At 64.7% G+C, this 17,967-nt stretch carries 15 protein-coding genes; 10 read left to right on the forward strand and 5 right to left on the reverse strand.

Translation table 11 applies throughout. The annotated features are described in order from the left end of the window. Positions 1 to 69: 69 nt before the first annotated feature. From ettA to CH285_RS06780, 5 genes are all read left to right on the forward strand, one after another. On the forward strand, positions 70 to 1,749 hold the full coding sequence (gene ettA / locus CH285_RS06760) for an energy-dependent translational throttle protein EttA (protein ID WP_032368469.1): 1,680 nt from the start codon (positions 70 to 72) through the stop codon (positions 1,747 to 1,749). Position 1,750: 1 nt separating this feature from the next. Then, positions 1,751 to 2,167, forward strand: coding sequence for an acyl-CoA thioesterase (locus CH285_RS06765; protein ID WP_032374459.1), 417 nt, complete (start codon positions 1,751 to 1,753; stop codon positions 2,165 to 2,167). Positions 2,168 to 2,302: 135 nt separating this feature from the next. Then, positions 2,303 to 7,135 carry an NAD-glutamate dehydrogenase gene (locus CH285_RS06770; protein ID WP_094644327.1) on the forward strand — a complete coding sequence of 1,611 codons (4,833 nt, stop codon included), beginning with the start codon at positions 2,303 to 2,305 and terminating at the stop codon, positions 7,133 to 7,135. A 42-nt stretch (positions 7,136 to 7,177) separates the two neighbouring features. After that, positions 7,178 to 7,642 (forward strand): acyl-CoA thioesterase, encoded by a 465-nt coding sequence (locus CH285_RS06775; RefSeq protein WP_045841282.1) that lies wholly within the window; start codon positions 7,178 to 7,180, stop codon positions 7,640 to 7,642. Further along, positions 7,635 to 8,324: a hypothetical protein gene (locus CH285_RS06780; protein ID WP_094644326.1), complete on the forward strand. Its 690-nt coding sequence runs from the start codon at positions 7,635 to 7,637 to the stop codon at positions 8,322 to 8,324. The genes CH285_RS06775 and CH285_RS06780 overlap by 8 nt, the downstream gene beginning before the upstream one ends. A gap of 41 nt (positions 8,325 to 8,365) precedes the next feature. Here the strand turns inward: CH285_RS06780 and CH285_RS06785 are convergent, their stop codons facing one another. After that, entirely contained in the window at positions 8,366 to 9,973 is a 1,608-nt protein-coding gene (locus CH285_RS06785; protein WP_371831955.1) for a glycoside hydrolase family 13 protein, read from the reverse strand. A 189-nt stretch (positions 9,974 to 10,162) separates the two neighbouring features. On the opposite strand from CH285_RS06785, the gene CH285_RS06790 reads away from it, so the two are divergent. Then, complete coding sequence (locus CH285_RS06790) at positions 10,163 to 10,624, forward strand: cupin domain-containing protein (RefSeq protein WP_032370207.1); 462 nt, start codon at positions 10,163 to 10,165, stop codon at positions 10,622 to 10,624. 33 nt (positions 10,625 to 10,657) lie between these two features. Here CH285_RS06790 and CH285_RS06795 read toward each other — a convergent pair whose 3' ends face one another. Both CH285_RS06795 and CH285_RS06800 read right to left on the reverse strand, forming a co-directional pair. Then, positions 10,658 to 11,053: a globin gene (locus tag CH285_RS06795; protein WP_027497590.1), complete on the reverse strand. Its 396-nt coding sequence runs from the start codon at positions 11,051 to 11,053 to the stop codon at positions 10,658 to 10,660. 50 nt (positions 11,054 to 11,103) lie between these two features. Then, positions 11,104 to 12,063, reverse strand: a complete 960-nt coding sequence (locus tag CH285_RS06800; RefSeq protein ID WP_045841372.1) for a mechanosensitive ion channel family protein — start codon at positions 12,061 to 12,063, stop codon at positions 11,104 to 11,106. Positions 12,064 to 12,294: 231 nt separating this feature from the next. On the opposite strand from CH285_RS06800, the gene CH285_RS06805 reads away from it, so the two are divergent. The 3 genes from CH285_RS06805 (at position 12,295) to CH285_RS06815 (ending at position 13,756) form a co-directional block, all read left to right on the forward strand. Beyond that, a complete protein-coding gene (locus CH285_RS06805; protein WP_174557300.1) occupies positions 12,295 to 12,957 on the forward strand; it encodes an HNH endonuclease in 663 nt (220 codons plus the stop codon). A gap of 81 nt (positions 12,958 to 13,038) precedes the next feature. After that, on the forward strand, positions 13,039 to 13,290 hold the full coding sequence (gene ctaJ, locus CH285_RS06810) for an aa3-type cytochrome oxidase subunit CtaJ (protein WP_027497587.1): 252 nt from the start codon (positions 13,039 to 13,041) through the stop codon (positions 13,288 to 13,290). Then, complete coding sequence (locus tag CH285_RS06815) at positions 13,277 to 13,756, forward strand: DUF5130 family protein (RefSeq protein WP_032368213.1); 480 nt, start codon at positions 13,277 to 13,279, stop codon at positions 13,754 to 13,756. Before ctaJ ends, CH285_RS06815 begins: the two co-directional genes overlap by 14 nt. A gap of 117 nt (positions 13,757 to 13,873) precedes the next feature. On the opposite strand, the gene pepN is transcribed toward CH285_RS06815, so the two are convergent. Continuing rightward, a complete protein-coding gene (pepN, locus tag CH285_RS06820) occupies positions 13,874 to 16,447 on the reverse strand; it encodes an aminopeptidase N (protein WP_094644324.1) in 2,574 nt (857 codons plus the stop codon). 157 nt (positions 16,448 to 16,604) lie between these two features. On the opposite strand from pepN, the gene CH285_RS06825 reads away from it, so the two are divergent. After that, positions 16,605 to 17,222, forward strand: a complete 618-nt coding sequence (locus CH285_RS06825; protein ID WP_032368211.1) for a mycothiol-dependent nitroreductase Rv2466c family protein — start codon at positions 16,605 to 16,607, stop codon at positions 17,220 to 17,222. Between the two features lie 78 nt (positions 17,223 to 17,300). Here CH285_RS06825 and CH285_RS06830 read toward each other — a convergent pair whose 3' ends face one another. Then, entirely contained in the window at positions 17,301 to 17,960 is a 660-nt protein-coding gene (locus CH285_RS06830) for a DUF429 domain-containing protein (RefSeq protein ID WP_094644399.1), read from the reverse strand. Positions 17,961 to 17,967 lie beyond the last annotated feature (7 nt).

Raw genomic sequence — 17,967 nt, forward strand, 5'->3', positions numbered from 1 at the left:
ACGGATGTGGGCTCGGCGCGGACTCGGTCGATGGTGTTCCGACGCGGCCGCACCGATAAGCTGGGCGGCATGGCTGAATTCATTTACACCATGAAGAAGGTGCGCAAGGCGCACGGCGACAAAGTCATCCTCGACGACGTGACGATGAGCTTCTACCCGGGAGCGAAGATCGGCGTCGTCGGCCCGAACGGCGCCGGTAAGTCGAGCATCCTCAAGATCATGGCGGGAATCGATCAGCCCGGAAACGGTGAGGCGTTTCTCGATCCCGGTGCCTCGGTCGGCATCCTCATGCAGGAGCCGATTCTCGACGACACCAAGACCGTTCGCGAGAACGTCGAGGACGGTCTCGGCGAGACGATGGTCCAGCTCAAGCGCTACAACGAGATCGCCGAGCTGATGGCAACCGACTACTCCGACGAGCTCATGGAAGAGATGGGCGAGCTGCAGGAAAAGCTCGACCACGCCGACGCCTGGGAGATCGACTCCCAGCTCGAGCAGGCGATGGACGCGCTGCGCTGCCCGCCGCCCGAGTCCCCGGTCACCAACCTCTCCGGTGGTGAGAAGCGTCGCGTGGCCCTGTGCAAGCTGCTGCTCAGCAAGCCCGACCTGCTGCTGCTCGACGAGCCGACCAACCACCTCGACGCCGAGAGTGTGCTGTGGCTCGAGCAGCACTTGGCCGCCTACGCCGGTGCCATTCTCGCCGTGACTCACGATCGATACTTCCTCGATCACGTCGCGCAGTGGATTTGCGAGGTCGACCGCGGTCGACTGCACGCGTACGAGGGCAACTACTCGACTTACCTGGAGCAGAAGGCAGCGCGCCTCGAGGTCTCGGGCAAGAAGGACCAGAAGCTGCAGAAGAGGCTCAAGGACGAACTCGCCTGGGTTCGCTCCGGTGCCAAGGCTCGTCAAGCCAAGAGCAAGTCTCGTCTCGCGCGCTACGACGAGATGGTGGCCGAGGCCGAGAAGACCAGGAAGCTCGACTTCGACGAGATCCAGATCCCCAACCCGCCGCGCCTCGGCGATGTCGTGGTCGAGGTCAAGAGCCTGGACAAGGGCTTCGACGGCCGCGTGCTGATCAAGGATCTGTCGTTCACGTTGCCGCGCAACGGAATCGTCGGCGTCATCGGACCCAACGGTGTCGGCAAGACGACGCTGTTCAAGACCATCGTCGGGCTCGAGGAGCCGGACGGCGGCGAGGTGAAGATCGGGCAGACCGTCAAGCTCAGCTACGTCGACCAGAACCGCTCGGGCATCGACTCGAAGAAGACGGTCTGGGAAACGGTCTCCGACGGCCTGGACTTCATCACCGTGGGCAACTCGGAATTCCCGTCCCGCGCGTACATCAGCTCGTTCGGATTCAAGGGCCACGATCAGCAGAAGCCCGCCGGAGTTCTCTCCGGTGGTGAGCGCAACCGTCTGAACCTGGCAATGACGCTCAAGCAGGGTGGCAACCTGATCCTGCTCGACGAGCCGACCAACGACCTCGACGTCGAGACACTCGGATCGCTCGAGAACGCGCTCGAGGAATTCCCCGGTTGCGCCGTGGTCATCTCGCACGACCGGTGGTTCCTGGACCGCACCTGCACCCACATCCTGGCGTGGGAAGGCGGCTTCGGAGACAACGAGGCTGCCTGGTACTGGTACGAGGGCAACTTCGAGGGCTACGAGGCCAACAAGGTCGAGCGGCTCGGTCCCGACGCGGCGCGTCCCCACCGCGTCACGCACCGGAAGCTGACCCGAGACTGACATGTCGGCACAGACCTTCACCTGCACACTTCAGGTGCGGTGGGGTGATTCCGACCGCCTCGGGCACGTCAACAACACCCGGTTCGTCGAGTACCTCCAGGAAGGCCGCGTTCAGTTTCTGAACGCGGTCCTGGGGGGCTCGAAAGGTCGTGGCGCGGTGGTGGTTCGCACGTTGACCACCAACTTCCTGCACCCGATCCTGGACGACTCCGGCCCGCTGGTGATCGAGCTGTGGATCACTCGTATCGGAACCACCTCGTACGGCGTCCGGCACGTCGTCACCGATCGAAACGGAACGGTGTGTGCAGACGCGGAGGCACTGATGGTGGCCTTCGACCTCGACACGTCCAAGTCGAGGCCGCTGCGCGAACACGAACGAACTGCACTGAGCGAGTATCTCCACAGCGATTCGTCGTGACTGCCGGATCGGCCTGACGCGCTGGTTCCCGAGATCTCTGCGGTTGCGGGGTCACCCGCACTAGGGTCGAGGGGTCATCGACGACCGGCGATCGGCGGGCGTCGGGAAATCCTCACGAGGGAGTACTCGAAAACAATGTCACGCTCGCTTGACCTGACCGACGACGACTGGGCCGACGGGCTCGACGACAGGCTTGTGGCCGAGTTGGCGACATTGCGTACGGAGTATTTCGAGCACACCGACGCCACTGCGGTCGCAGTGTCCGCGCATACCCCCGACATCACCTCTTTCCGACGGCACGTTCGGCTCGCCGCAGAGCGGCTGCCGGGGACGGCGAAAGTGGCGGTCCATCGACCGAACGAGTCTGCAGCACAGCAGGCTGCGGGAAGCTACCTACAAATCGTCACCGACGACATGCCGTTGCTGGTCGAATCGATCATGTCGCTGCTCTCGCGTCTCGGCATCGAATACACCGACGTGGTCCATCCCATTCTCTCCGTCGATCGGAACGCAGAAGGAGTGCTCGTCGGGCTGAGCTCGGCCGGCATCGCCGAATCCTGGATACACGTGCAGCTGCACCCGTCCACCTCCGACGATGCCGTCGCGCAGTTGGAAGGGGAGACGAGTCGAGTACTCGCCGATGTGCGTCAGGTCGTCGGCGACACCGACGAGATGCGTCGCGTGCAGGCTGCCGTGGCCGATCGCTTGGACGGTGTCGCCGCGGCGTCCGGCGACCTCGATTCCGAAGCAGCCGTCGCACACCGGGATGCGGCTGCCTTGCTGCGTTGGCTGGGCGACGGCCATTACACCTTGCTGGGTTACCGCAGATACACGATCGACGGTAGCGACGGCGACCGAACCGCAACCGGTGTGGAATCGAGCAGCCTGGGTGTGCTGCGCGATGCCGGTCAACATGGAGACGGACCCGAACCGGTCGGTGAGCGCGATCTGGTTGCTCTGACGCAGGGTCCGAACCCGGCCACGGTTCATCGTGCTGTCTATCCCTATTTCGTCAGTGTGATCGACGCCGACGACTCCGCCGAGCATCGATTCGTCGGCGTCTTCACCGTCACCGCGCTGCACGAGAACGTCCTCGACATTCCGGTGATCGAGCGTCGAGTGCGGTCGGTGATCGCCAAGGCCGGCCATGATCTCGGGTCCTTCTCCGGCCAGGCCATGCTCGAGGTGCTGCAGTCGATGCCGCGGTCGGAACTGTTCGCGACCTCTGCCTCGTGGCTGTTCGAAACGGCGAGTGCTGTTCTGGCGCTGGGTCGTCGGCGCAAGGTCAAGCTGTTCGTGCGACCCGATGCGAGTGGGTCCTTCGTCAGTGCTCTGGTGTACCTGCCGCGAGATCGCTACACCACTCGCGTCCGACTCGCGATCCAGGACCGACTGCTCCGAGAGCTCGGTGGTACCTCGCTCGACTACACCGCACGCGTCACCGAATCGGATCTCGCGCTGCTGCACGTGACGGTGCGCCGCGCACCGGGCACCGTCTCTCCCCACCTGTCCGCCGACGACATCACCCGGATCGAAGCGGCGCTGACCGAGACCACCCGGACGTGGGAGGACTCGTTGGGTGACGCCGTGTCCCTCGACCGAGCCGTCGACCCGGCGCGCATTCAGCGCTACACCGAGGCTTTTCCCGAGGCGTACAAGCAGGACTTCAGTCCGGCCAGGGCCGTCACGGACATTGCCCGCCTCGAAGCACTCGGCGACGAAGCGATCGACATGCAGCTCTACCGAAACGAGCGCTCGGCCGTGGGGAGCTGGCGCTTCTCGCTGTACATCGGCGGTGCGGGCGTATCACTGTCCCAGGTGTTGCCCATTCTGCAGAGTCTCGGTGTGGAGGTCGACGACGAGCGGCCGTACCCGGTGGTGCGTCCGGACGGAATGTCCTGCTGGATATACGATTTCGGCCTCTCCGCCTCGCGTGAGATGTTGCGCTCGGCCATCGACGGGGACCTCGACGCCGAGCTGTCCGAGGCAGGCACGGCCGATCGCGAGAGCCGGGTCCAGCATCGATTCACCGACGCATTCGCGGCCGTGTGGAGCGGCGCGGCAGAAGCGGATCGTTTCAACGAACTGGTGATGCGTGCAGGTCTGCACTGGCGGCAGGCCGTGGTGTTGCGTGCCTACGCCAAGTACCTGCGGCAGGCGGGTTTTCCCTACAGTCAGTTCAACATCGAGGGCGTCCTCCTGGCGCATCCGCGTACCGCGCGGCTGCTCGTCGGACTGTTCGAGGCGCAGTTCGACCCCGAGACCAGTGCCGAGGCGGACGCGCAGGCCATCGGAACCCAGCTCGGCGAGCTGATCGACGAGGTCGTCAGCCTCGATGCCGACCGCATTCTGCGCAGCATGTTCGAGCTCATTCGAGCGACGTTGCGCACCAACCACTTCGTGGTGGGATCCGACGGTGCACATCGCCCGTACCTCTCGCTCAAGTTCGACCCGCAATCCATCGCAGAGCTGCCCAAACCGAAGCCCACGTTCGAGATCTTCGTGTACTCCCCGCGCGTCGAGGGGGTGCATCTGAGGTTCGGTGCGGTGGCCCGAGGCGGGTTGCGCTGGTCCGATCGACGGGAGGACTTCCGGACGGAGATTCTCGGGCTCGCCAAGGCTCAGATGGTCAAGAACGCAGTCATCGTGCCCGTCGGGGCCAAGGGTGGATTCGTCGTCAAGCGTCCTCCGGTGACCACCGGTGAAGCCGACCGAGATCGACAGGCATACGCCGAGGAAGGCAAAGCCTGCTACCGACTGTTCATCGCCGGGTTGCTCGACATCACCGACAATCTCGACCGCGCTACCGGGTCGGTATCGGTACCTACCGGGGTGGTGCGCCGCGACGGAGACGACACCTACCTCGTCGTCGCGGCGGACAAGGGCACCGCGACCTTCTCCGACATGGCCAACGGCATCGCTGCCGAGTACGGATTCTGGCTCGGTGACGCGTTCGCGTCCGGTGGATCCGCCGGATACGACCACAAAGCCATGGGAATCACCGCGAAGGGTGCGTGGGAGAGCGTCAAGCGGCACTTCCGTGAGCTCGGAATCGACACGCAGAGTCAGGATTTCACGGTCGTCGGCGTCGGCGACATGAGCGGAGACGTATTCGGTAACGGCATGCTGCTGAGCCGACACATTCGCTTGCTCGCGGCGTTCGACCACCGGCACATCTTTCTCGACCCCGACCCCGATCGGGAGTCGTCGTTCGCCGAGCGGGAGCGCTTGTTCGCCCTGCCGCGGTCGTCGTGGGCGGACTACGACACCTCGCTCATCAGTGCCGGCGGAGGGGTGTGGGAGCGGACCCGCAAATCCGTACCCATCAGCGCCGCAGCACGTTCGGCCCTCGGGTTGGACGAATCGGTTGCTGCACTGTCACCACCAGAGTTGGTGAACGCGATCCTGAAGGCTCCCGCCGATCTGCTGTGGAACGGCGGAATCGGCACCTACATCAAGGCTTCCAGTGAGAGCAACGCCGAAGTCGGCGACAAGGCCAACGATGCAGTGCGGGTCGACGGCGTGGATGTGCGGGCGGCCGTGGTGGGGGAGGGCGGAAACCTCGGTGCCACCGCACTGGGCAGGATCGAGTACGCCGCAGCCGGCGGCAAGATCAACACCGACGCCGTCGACAACTCGGCGGGCGTCGACTGTTCCGATCACGAAGTCAACATCAAGATCCTGCTCGAGACTGCCATCACCAACGGAAACCTGGCGCGCGAAGACCGCGATGAGCTGCTTGCGTCCATGACCGACGAGGTCGGGCGATTGGTGTTGTGGGACAACATCATGCAGAACGAGTTGCTCGGTACGTCCAGATTCGACGCACCACATCTGGTGACGGTGCACAGCCGAGTGATCGAGGATCTGGAGACGCGTCGAGGGCTCGACCGGGAGCTCGAGGCTCTGCCCACCGAGGCCGATCTCCGTCGTCGCAAGCAAGACGGGCGTGGACTGACGTCGCCGGAACTCGCGACGTTGATGGCGCACGTGAAATTGGCACTGGAAGCGGAACTGCTCGACAGCGAGCTTCCCGACAGCGACGTCTTCGCCCCCCGGCTACCCAAGTATTTCCCCGAGCCACTGCGGGATCCGTACGCAGATGCCATCAAGGCGCATCCGCTACGGCGTCAACTGGTGGCGACGACGCTCGCCAACGAGGCCATCGACTGTGGCGGAATCACCTACCCGTATCGGTTGACCGAGGACTCCGGTGCCGCAGGCACCGACGCCATCCGCGCATTCGCCGCGGCCACCGAAATCTTCGGCCTCGACGAGGTGTGGGATTCGATTCGCGCTGCCGACGTACCCACCGCAGTGTCGGCCGAGCTGCTGCTCGAATCGCGTCGCATGCTCGATCGAGTATCCCGGTGGCTGTTGGCCAATCGGCCGCAGCCGTTGGCGGTCGGGGCCGAGATCAGTCGCTATGCCGGGCAGGTTCGCGCTCTGCAGCCGCGGGTCGCGTCGTGGATCTCCGGTCACCAGGCGGTCGATTTGGACCGGCGTTCGGGGGCCGCGATGGAACGAGGTGCTCCGGCCGAGCTGGCACGTCGGATCTACGGCTTGCTCGACGTGTATTGCCTGCTCGACATCATCGATATCGCCGACATCGTCGACCGGGACGGGGCGGAGGTGGCCGAGCTCTACTTCGCGCTCGACGCGCACATCGGCATCGACTGGTTGCTCACCGCGGTCTCGAAGCTTGCCCGCGGCGATCGATGGCATTCGTTGGCGCGCTTGGCTCTTCGTGACGATCTGTACGCCTCCCTTCGCGGAATCACCAAGGCCGTGTTGGCCGCGGGCGAACCGGACGAGTCGGTCACGGAGAAGATCGCCGAATGGGAATCGACCAATTCGTCGCGGTTGGCCCGCTCGCGTGCAGCGCTCACCGAGATCGCCGAGACGGGGACGCTGGACCTGGCGACACTCTCGGTTGCCGCCCGACAGGTGAGAAACATGGTTCCCTGACAGCATGGAACTTTCGTTCGATCGAGAAGAGGTAGTAAGCGCGTGAGTGTGCCCGACGACCATCTGTCCGACAAGCGACCCGCCACCGAGCGGGTGGGCTTTCACGCCGCTGTGGATGTGCGGTGGTCGGATATGGATGTGTATCAACACATCAACCACGCGCGAATGGTGACGTTGCTCGAAGAGGCGCGGATCCCGTGGCTGCTGGTGGACGGCAGGCCGACTGCGAATCTGCGTCACGGTGCCGTCATTGCCGATCTGCACGTGAAGTATCGCGGGCAGCTGCGACACGAGGACGGACCCCTCGACGTCTTCATGTGGATCGATGCGGTCCGCGCGGTGGACTTCGTCGTGGGGTACGAGGTGCGGGCACGCGGGGCGTCGCTGGATACGCCGGCAGCGGTGGTGGCGTCGACGCAGATCGCGGCGTTCGACATCGATGCGCAGCGACTGCGCCGGCTCACTCCCGCCGAGCGCGAGTTCCTGGTGAGTTGGCAGCGTGTATGAGCGCGTTCTGACCGTTCCCGATGCGGTCGAGCGGGAGAACCTCCAGACGTTCTGCAGCAGGGCATTGCGCTTGGACGAGGCTGCTGTCGTTCGGTTGCGCACTCGGGCCGGCGGGGGCGTGTCGTGTTGGGCGGCAACCGGTTTCGATGCGCTCGCCGCGCGGGTGATTGCGGGAACCATCGTGCCCGACGACACCAGTGCGGGTGCCGATGTGTTGGTGTCCGCTCTGCAGAACGCGGACGACGGCGTGATCGACCCGGGTTTCTCGATGGACTCCGCGTGGCGTGGCACCCTTCCTCCCGACGGCGGATTCGAGCATCTCGACGACGTCCCCGCGCGGGTGCTCATCGGACTCGCACAGCGCGGTGCCGCACTGGCGAAGGAACACGGCAGCAGTCACGGGCCGCCGAGCTCGTTGCTCGAACAGCAGGTGTTGCACGTGACCGGTGACGGCGACGACGTCTCGGTCACCATGCGCACCGTATTCGCTTTGACCGCAATGGGTTTCGTGCCGCACGACGGTAACGATCCGTTGACGATCGACGTCGACCCGGAGAGGATCGCCGCCGCAGAGGTGGTACGAGTACGCGCCACCAAGGTGTGGTTGCGCCTCGATGCCAGGTTCGGGTCGGTGTTCGTTCGCCGCCCGGGCCAACAGTTGTCGCTCACCGTCGAACGCTGAGCGTGGCCGGTCGGCCGGTTCGGACGAGCCGGCCGGCCGGCTCAGACGAGCCAGGCGGCCGCGTTCGCGGGAAGCATCCCGTCGACCAGCGGAGTGCTGGTCAGCAACACTTCGCCGGGTGGGAGTGGGATCGACTCGTCGGAGGCGTTGAGGGCGCAGATCAAGCCCCCGCGGCGCCGGAAGGCCAGGCACCCGGGAGGGGCACCGTACCAATCGATTCCGCCGCCGGTGAACTCCGGCCGCAGGGTGCGCAATTCGAACGCCGTGCGGTACAGGCTGAGCATCGAATCGACCTCTTCGAGCTGCGCCTCGGCGGTCAGCCCCTTCCACTCCGGCGGCATCGGCAACCAGGTGCGATCGGTGGTGGAGAACCCGAACGGAGGGGCATCACCCTCCCACGGCATGGGGACTCGGCAGCCGTCGCGTCCGCGCTCGGTGTGCCCGGACCGCTCCCACACCGGGTCCTGCAGGGCGCTGTCGGGCAGCTGCACGTTCGGTAGCCCGAGCTCGGCACCGTTGTATACGAAAATTGTTCCAGGAAGGGCCAATTCGACGAGAATCATGGCCCGGGCCCGGTGGTAGCCCAGGTCTCCGTCGCCGTATCTGGTGACCTCGCGTTCGACGTCGTGGTTCGACAGTGTCCACGTCGGGGTGCCGCCGACCAGTTCGACGGCCGCGAGCGAGTTGGAGATCGCATCGCGGATGGTCTCGGCGTCGAAATCGACACTGGCCAAGCGGAAGTTGAAGCCCAGGTGCAGCTCGTCGGGGCGGATGTATTCGGAGAACCGGACGTTGTCCTGGACCCAGATCTCGCCGACCGTCACCGCGTGGGGGTATTCGTTCATGACGGCTCTGATGCGGCGGTGCAGTTCGTGGACTCGGGGGTTGTTGAACCGGGGATCGTCGTCGTCGTTCTTCATCAGTGCGTTGAACTCGAGGCTCATGTCGGCCAGCTCGGCAGGTTTTGCCATGCCGTGGGCGACGTCGAGTCGAAATCCGTCGACGCCTCGGTCCAGCCAGAACCGAAGTGTGCGCGCGAAGTCGTCGAAGACCTCGGGGTTGTCCCAGTTCAGATCCGGTTGTTCGGGCGCGAAGATGTGCAGGTACCACTGACCGGGGGAGCCGTCCTTCTCGTCGACTCGCGTCCAGGCGGGACCCCCGAAGATGCTCGGCCAGTTGTTCGGCGGCCGCGAACCGTCGTCGCCGAGCCCGTCTCGAAAGATGTAGCGCGCTCGCTCGGCGCTGCCACGAGGGGCGTTCAGAGCCGCCTGGAACCACCGGTGTTCGTTACTGGTGTGATTGGGCACCAGATCCATCGTGACCTTGATGTCGCGGGCGTGCGCCTCGTCGAGCAACGCGTCGAAGATCTCGAGACTGCCGAACATGGGGTCGATGTCGCGGGGGTCGGAAACGTCGTAGCCGTGATCGGCCATGGGCGACCGCGTGATCGGTCCGATCCAGATGGCGTCGATACCGAGCAATTCGAGGTAGCCGAGCTTGTCTCTGATGCCGTCGAGATCACCGATTCCGTCACCGTTCGCATCTGCGAACGACCGGGGATAGATCTGGTAGAAGACGGCGTCCTGCCACCACGACAACTCGGTGCTTTCGATCGGATCGGTCACAACTGGCAATAGTGCCAAACGAATGGGCTGCGAACGATTCGAGGGCGCTGGGGTGCACCCGGCACCCTGCACTGGCGGTCGATCCGAAGGTAAAGGATTGTGCTCATTCACATGACCGACACGTATCCGCACGTTTGGAAAGTGTTGTATGTTCTGCAACGTAAAACGTGCAGCGGCCGGCGCCGCGCCCGACGGTGAGGACGCGACGACACCATGAGAACCTCGACCATAGAAGCCGTGCGGCTGGAAGATGTTTCGCTCTCCGACAGTCCCATCGAACCCACGTGGATCCTCGAGGGAAACCCGCGGGCTCGCGTCGCGGAGTGGTCCAGGAGTACCGACGGCACCACGACCACCAATGTGTGGGATTGCACGGCCGGACGCTTTCGGTGGTACTTCGCGGTCGACGAGATCGTCCACATCATGGACGGGTCGGTCGTGGTGTCCAGCGAAGATCACGCGCCCCGGACTCTGGTCGCCGGCGACGCGGCGTTGTTCCGCGCCGGCACATGGTCGGAATGGCGCGTTGACAACTACGTGCGTAAGCACGCCATCTTGCGGCAGCACCTGCCCGCGCCGCTGAGCTTCGTGCTCGGGGTAGCCGGCTCGCTCCGCCGACGGCTCGGCCGCCTCAGAGGTGGCGCAGCGGGCCCGCGGCGAGGCGCATCGCTGTAGTTCGTGACGCTGTAGTACGTGACGCCGTAGCTCTCAGATTGCCGAGTTCATCATCGAATTGGCGGCCATCTCCATGTAGTCGACGAGTTGCGTTCGGTGCGCAGAATCGAGGACCGCCGGGTCGATCGAGGCGATCGCGATGTGCATGCATCGAAGCCAGGCGTCACGTTCGAGCGGCCCGATCCGAAACGGGTTGTGCCGCATCCGCAGTCGTGGATGACCACGTTCGTCGGAGTACGTACGAGGCCCGCCCCAGTACTGCTCGAGGAACATTCGCATCCGCCGTTCGGCCGGTGCCAGGTCCTCCTCTGGATACAGGGGCCGCACGATCTCGTCCTTGGCCACTTCCTCGTAGAACTTCGCCGTGAGCAACCGGAACGTCTCCGCACCGCCGACCGCGTCGTAGAACGTCTGCTGCGGTTCGGTCATCACACTCTCTCTGTTCGTTCCTCGTCGGCGTCGGTCACGCTCATTGTCCCTCAGCTGCTGCTCTCGACTGCAACCCCACCCGGACGGCCCAGCGCATACGGGGCTTTGATACCGGCATCGTCGAACGACTGCAGGATGTCGCGGTGGAGGCGACGCTGCACCGCCCATTGGCGGCCGGGTCGGGTCTTGATCGTGATTCGGATGGTCACGGTATCGGCGCTGACGGCATTGACGCCGAGCATCTCCGGGGGTTCGAGGATGTCACTGTCGAAGTCGCCGGAGTCCACGACCTCGTTGGTGGTTCTCTCGGCCACCGCGCAGGCCTCGTCGATGTTGGCCGTGTGGGAGACGGGGAGGTCGAGGACAGCGACCGCGAACCCTTGGCTCATGTTGCCCACCCGCAGAACTTCACCGTTTCGGCAGTACCACACGGTGCCGTTGACATCTCTGATCGTGGTGACGCGCAATCCCACGCTTTCGACCGTGCCGATCGCCTCACCGAGATCGACGACGTCGCCGACCCCGTACTGATCCTCGAGAAGCATGAAGATTCCGGACAGGAAGTCGCGGACGAGGTTCTGCGCACCGAAACCGAGGGCGACACCGACGATCCCCGCCGACGCGATGAACGGGGCGACGTTCACACCCACGACGTCGAGCACCGACAGCACGAACCAGGTCAGGATCATGACCGACACCGCAGATCGGAGTACCGAACCGATCGTGTTGGCCCGCTGTCTGCGCCGTTCGTTGAGTATCTCGCCCTTCACCGTTCCCGAGGACCGGTCGCGTAACGGCCGGAGAAGTGCAGGTGATCGGCCGGCGTCGTGTCGAGTGAAGCGGTCGATCATTCGGTGCAACACGAGCCTGAGCACGATCGCCAGAACCAGATAGCCGAGGATCTGCAACGGACGGTCGACCAGCCAGTCGCGTCCGGTGTCGGTCAGTTCGAATGCTCGGGTGTCGAGCTCTCGCAGCAGCGAAGGTTCGGGTAACGGCGATACGGACAGAAGGGTTGATACAGCCACCCGAAAAGTCTACGGAGACACAGAAATCTTGCCAGTCGCGCAGCGCATCGCGGTATCGATCCTCGAACTCGCCGATCGGAAACCGGAATGTTCACCGATCGGCAACAGAAAATGCGCAGAAAAAGGCTGTGCGCGGGCGGTGTATTCGTGTTCCACTGTGAACCGTGTTCCACGCAAGCCATGCGCGGGCGCCGACACTCCCTGGAGTAATGCATGAAGAACTCTCAACACCGCCACCGACAACTCCCGCCCACTGAGGGCCGCACCACGCACGACCAGCGTGAGACGGCCTCGGGGGCTTCTCCGCTGCGCGTGGTGCCGACGGCCCACAACGCCACGGGCGACGACGCCGTGCCGGCGTGGGTCAAGCGCCGTGTGCTGCTCCTCAACGCAACTTTCGAACCACTGACCGCGCTTCCGATGCGCCGGGCGGTGGTTCTTCTCGTTTGCGGCAAGGCCGACGTGATCCACGACGATCCGGAGGGGCCGTTCATCCGGTCGGCCGATTACTCCGTCCAGGTGCCGTCGGTGATTCGATTGCGGACGTTCGTCCGAGTTCCCTATCGAGCGCGGGTGCCGATGACGCGCGCGGCACTGATGCATCGCGACAGATTCCGCTGCGCCTATTGCGGCAGCAAGGCCGAGACCGTCGATCACGTCGTGCCTCGCAGCCGCGGCGGCGGCCACTCGTGGGAGAACTGCGTGGCGTGCTGCGCCTCCTGCAATCACCGCAAGGCGGACAAGCTGCTCAGTGAGATCGGGTGGACGTTGCGAGCCCAGCTCGTGCCGCCGAAGGGCCCGCACTGGCGTCTGCTGGCGACCACCAAGGAGTTGGACCCGAGCTGGTTGGCGTACCTCGGCGAAGGTGCTGCCTGACTGTCGGCCGTTGGCTCTTTTCGGTCACAACACCAGCCCCGACGTGGTCCGACGGGCAATTGTCGACTAACGTCACACCCCGTGAGCATTTTGGAGACCACGCTGATATTCGGGGTGATTCCGGTTGCGGTGATCGGAATCGTCGGCGCGCTGTCCTACTTGACCGACAAGCAGCCGGGGATGGACGTCGCTCCGTACCGGCTGACGGACGAGTGGACGCGCGAGCCATTGCTGTGGAGCGCTACGGACGAGGTGACTCCGTTCGGAGGCCACGGATCGCACGACGCGGACACAGCCGATTCAATCGGAGGTGCTGCAAGTGGCAAGTGGTGAACTGGTACGTGGCGGTGACATCCGAGAAGAGGACCTGCCGTTCGGGGCTGCGCTGACGGCGAGTGGTCGCGTATCGGTGGCACACGAGTTCGGCACGCCGAGCCCGGAGCACCTGCCTTTCGCGACGCAGGATCTGGTCGCGCTCGACGACGCACTGAGCGAGGCGACCCGGAAGACGAAGATTCGGTTCAACATCTACGTCGGTGACCTGGGAGTCGATCCGGCTGCGGGAGCGGATTCGGTCTTCCCCGGCACCCCCGATGCGATTCGTTCGGTTCTGATCGCTGTCGACCCCAACCGGCACGCGCTCGAGATCCGCACCGGAAAGCGAGTCTCGAACCGCGCTACCGATCGGGTTGCTCAGCTCGGCGTCACCGCTGCGCTCGGCCCGTTCCGCGACGGCAACCTCATCGACGGTCTCGTGACCTCGGTCCGCGTGATGGCAGCATCCATCCTCGCGCCGTAGCTCGTCGCGCTCCATCCCCGTAGTTCTCGGCCGGCGGTCCCGGCGACGACGAGGGCCGGTTGCATCTCACCTTCGCGGGTGAGACGCAACCGGCCCTCGTCGTGTGTGTACCTGCGATCAGCCGGCGTCGTATGCCCGGGCGGCGAGTGCCCGAACGACTCCGGCGCGGCCTTCGATCACCAGTCGGCGCAGAGCGGGTGGAAGATCGCCATCGAGGAACCTGTCGGCTGCGGCCAACGACTGCTCGCTGATCGACCACGAGGGGTAGAGGCCCACCACGACGGTCTGTGCGACTTCACTCGATCGACGAGCCCACACGCCGTCGATCGCCTCGAAGTAGCGGTCGACGTACGGCTCGAGCAGTTCGCCCTGGCCGGGGCCCGCGAAACCACCGATGATCGACCGCGCCGTGATGTTCGGAACCGCGTCGTCGTCGACGACGGTCGTCCATGCCCGCTCCTTCGCCTCGGCACTGGGACGCGCAGCTCGTGCAGCGGCAGCCGACCGCGCTCCGGCGGCGGTGTTGTCCTTCTCGGCTTCGGCGTCGATGACCGGCGAATCGAGCCCGTCGGCATCGATGGCTCCGGCCGCCGCAAGGGCGGTGACGATGCGCCACCGCAGATCCGTATCGATGTCGAGTCCGGCCAAGGACTGCCCCTGGGCGTCACCGTCCAGGAGGGCGCGCAATACCTCGACATGGCGCTCGCTGAGTTCGGTACCGGTGAGGGCGTTGACGAACGCCAACTGGTGATCCGAGCCCGACTCGGCACCGCGGGCCAGCTCGAGCACTGCGTCGGCGAACTCCGGGACTCCGTGTTCTGCCGCCCACGCCGGATCGGCGTAGCTGGTGACAGCCGTCTGCGCCTGGAGCAGAAGGCGTTGCACCACACCCACTTCGGTCTCGCTACCGATTCCGCGCTGGACCAGAGCCACGAAGTCGCGTGCCTTCATCTCGGCGGACCGAGTCATTTCCCATGCGGCCGACCAGGCGAGAGTGCGGGGGAGCGACTCGGCGATGTCGCCGATCCGATCGACGAGAACACCGAGCGAATCCGGATCGAGCCGCACTGCGCAATACGTCAGGTCGTCGTCGTTGACCAGCACGAGCTTGCCGCGCGATACACCTACGAGCGCTTCGACATTCGTCGATTCGGCAGCATCGAGGTCCAGCTCGACGCGGTCGGTACGCACCAACTTGCCGTCGACATCGTCGTAGATGCCGATCGCGATGCGGTGTACGCGATGCTCGCCCGCGCCCGGTGCTGCGCCGGTCTGCGACACTGCGAACCGGGTGAACTTGCCCTCCGAGTCGACGTCGAAATCGGGGCTCAGAGTATTCAGGCCGGTGGTCCGCAGCCACTGCGCACCCCAATCGGAGAGATCGCGACCCGACGACTTCTCCAGTGCCGCAAGCAGATCCGAGAACGTTGCGTTGGCGAAGGCGTGATCGACGAAGTAGGCCCGCAACCCGGCCAGGAAGTCTTCCTTACCGACGTACGCAACCAGCTGCTTGAGCACGCTGGCGCCCTTGGCGTACGTGATGCCGTCGAAGTTGACCTCCACGGCGGCCAGATCGGGGATGTCCGCGGCGATGGGGTGCGTCGAGGGCAGCTGGTCCTGTCGGTATGCCCAGGCCTTCTCGACGTTGGCGAACGTCGTCCACGCGTTGGTGTACTCGGTCGCCTCGGACTGGCACAACACGGAGGCGAACGTCGCGAACGACTCGTTGAGCCACAGGTCGTCCCACCACGTCATCGTCACCAGATCGCCGAACCACATGTGCGCCATCTCGTGCAGCACGGTCTCGGCGCGTCGCTCGTAGGAGTACCGCGTCACCTTGGACCGGAAGACGTAATCCTCGAGGAACGTGACGGCCCCGGCGTTCTCCATGGCTCCGGCGTTGAATTCGGGCACGAACAGCTGGTCGTACTTGCCGAACGCATACGGGGTGCCGAAGTTCTCGTGGTAGAAACCGAAACCCTGCTTCGTCTCGGTGAACAGTCGCTCGGCATCCATGTGTTCGGCAAGGGATGCGCGGCAGTAGATTCCGAGAGGGATGGTGCCGTGATCGTCGGTGTACGAATCGGTCCACTCGGCGTAGGGACCGGCGATCAGAGCAACCAGGTATGTGCTCATCAGCGGCGTCGTGTCGAACACGTGCTCACCTGCGGCCGGCTCGGCACCGTGCGCTGCGTTGGAGATGACGGTCCAGCTCTCGGGAGCGGTGACCTTCAGGTCGAACGTGGCCTTGAGATCGGGTTGATCGAAGCACGCGAACATGCGCTTGGCGTCCGCAGTCTCGAACTGCGAGTACAGGTACACCGAACCGTCCGACGGATCGACGAAACGGTGCAGGCCTTCGCCGGTGTGCGAGTAGACGCAGTCGGCATCGACCACGAGTTCGTTGTGTTCGGCGAGATCGACCAGAGCCAGCCCCGTCGACTCGTCGTAGTTCGTCGTGTCGAGCGCTGTGCCGTTGAGCGTCGCCGACCGGATGGTGCCTGCGACGATGTCCACGAAAGTCGACGCTCCGGCGGTCGCGGCGAACGTGATGGTGGTGAGCGAGCGGAACGTCTTCTCGCCGGGATTGCCCTCGCCGTCGGTGAGATCGAGAACGATCGCGTACTTCGTTTCCCCGATGATCGCCGAGCGCTCGGAGGCTTGGTCACGCGTCAGGTTGGGAGCAACCACTTCAGTCGACACCTCTTCGTGTAGTTATGGGTAGTGCCGTCCATCCCATCACGTCCGCCGTGTCGCGCGCTGGCTGACGGGTCGCGTGGAATGTCCGCGCGGTGGCCGGGTGTTACGACATGAAGAGACAGCGACATCGACTTTCGAGGAGCAGACAGTGGCCGGTTCAGGACAGAAAGACACCGCTGATTTTTGGTTCGACCCGCTGTGCCCATGGTGCTGGATCACCTCACGTTGGATTCTCGAGGTCCAGCAGGTGCGCGACATCGACGTCAACTTCCACGTCATGAGTTTGGCCGTCCTCAACGAGGGCCGCGACCTGCCCGAGGAGTACGCCGCGATGATGAAGAAGGCGTGGGGTCCGGTGCGGGTGGCGATCGCCGCGGCGAAGAGCAACGGCGACGAGATCCTCGCGCCGCTGTACGCGGCCATGGGCACGCGAATTCACAACGAGGGCAACAAGGATTTCGACGTCGTCATCCGGGAGTCCTTGGCCGAACTCGACTTGCCCGCCGATCTCGCCTCGGCAGCCGAGAGCACCGATTACGACGAGGACCTGCGCACCAGCCACCACGCAGGAATGGACAAGGTCGGCCCCGACGTGGGCACTCCCACCATTCATGTCAACGGCGTGGCGTTCTTCGGCCCTGTGCTCTCGCGGATTCCACGCGGTGAAGAGGCAGGCAAGTTGTGGGACGCCTCGGTGATCTTCGCGGCGTACCCGCACTTCTACGAGCTCAAGCGCACCCGCAACGAGGACCCGCAGTTCGACTGATCGCGAGACCCTCGTGCGTGGAAACTCGTAGCAGGAGCCGAACTTTCACGCACGAGGGGCCAGTTCGCGCACGGGGGATCAGGCGACGATTCGATCCGAGCCGCTGTCGGTGCCGAACGTCAGATGCTCGCCCAGATGGAAGCGCCTGGCCGACCACGCCGCTGCGGCGGCATCGAGGATGTCGTCGACGAGCGGCCCGTTGGGCAGGTCGTCCAGATCGAGATCCCCGGTCCATCGTGTCAGTGCGGCCAACCGTTGCCCGACGCCGCGGCCGGTCTTCTTCGATGCGTAGACCGTGGTCGGTGACATCGCCCTGAACGAGCATTCGGGATGCACTTCGACGTACCGTTCCGGATCGAAGTCCGAATCTCGCCACGCCCGGACCGCGGGCAAGATGTGCCACGTTTGTTTACTGATCGCCTTGCCGGTCTTCGACCGCGAGATCGAGCACGCCTGTTCGTACGACACCGCGCCCAGAACATCCGCGACCGGGGTGTGAAAGATCGAACTGCGCGCCGTCCCCAGGAACTCCTTCGCCTCCAGTTCGCTGACGCGATAACCGTCCACGGGTAGCGACAGCGGCATGTCGACGCCCACTCGCGCGCAGTCTCGGGTGTGCTCCAACACGTCGGAGACGGAGGAGCAGGCCGTCCACGTCACTCTCGTGCCGTCGACCACTGCGACCACCCACGCACCCTTCGCGCCGTCGACACCGGCGAATTTCTCGGCTCGTGACATCACCTGT

It is taken from the genome of Rhodococcus sp. 05-2256-B1 (genome assembly GCF_002258465.1).
GTDB classification, from domain to species: domain Bacteria; phylum Actinomycetota; class Actinomycetes; order Mycobacteriales; family Mycobacteriaceae; genus Rhodococcoides; species Rhodococcoides fascians.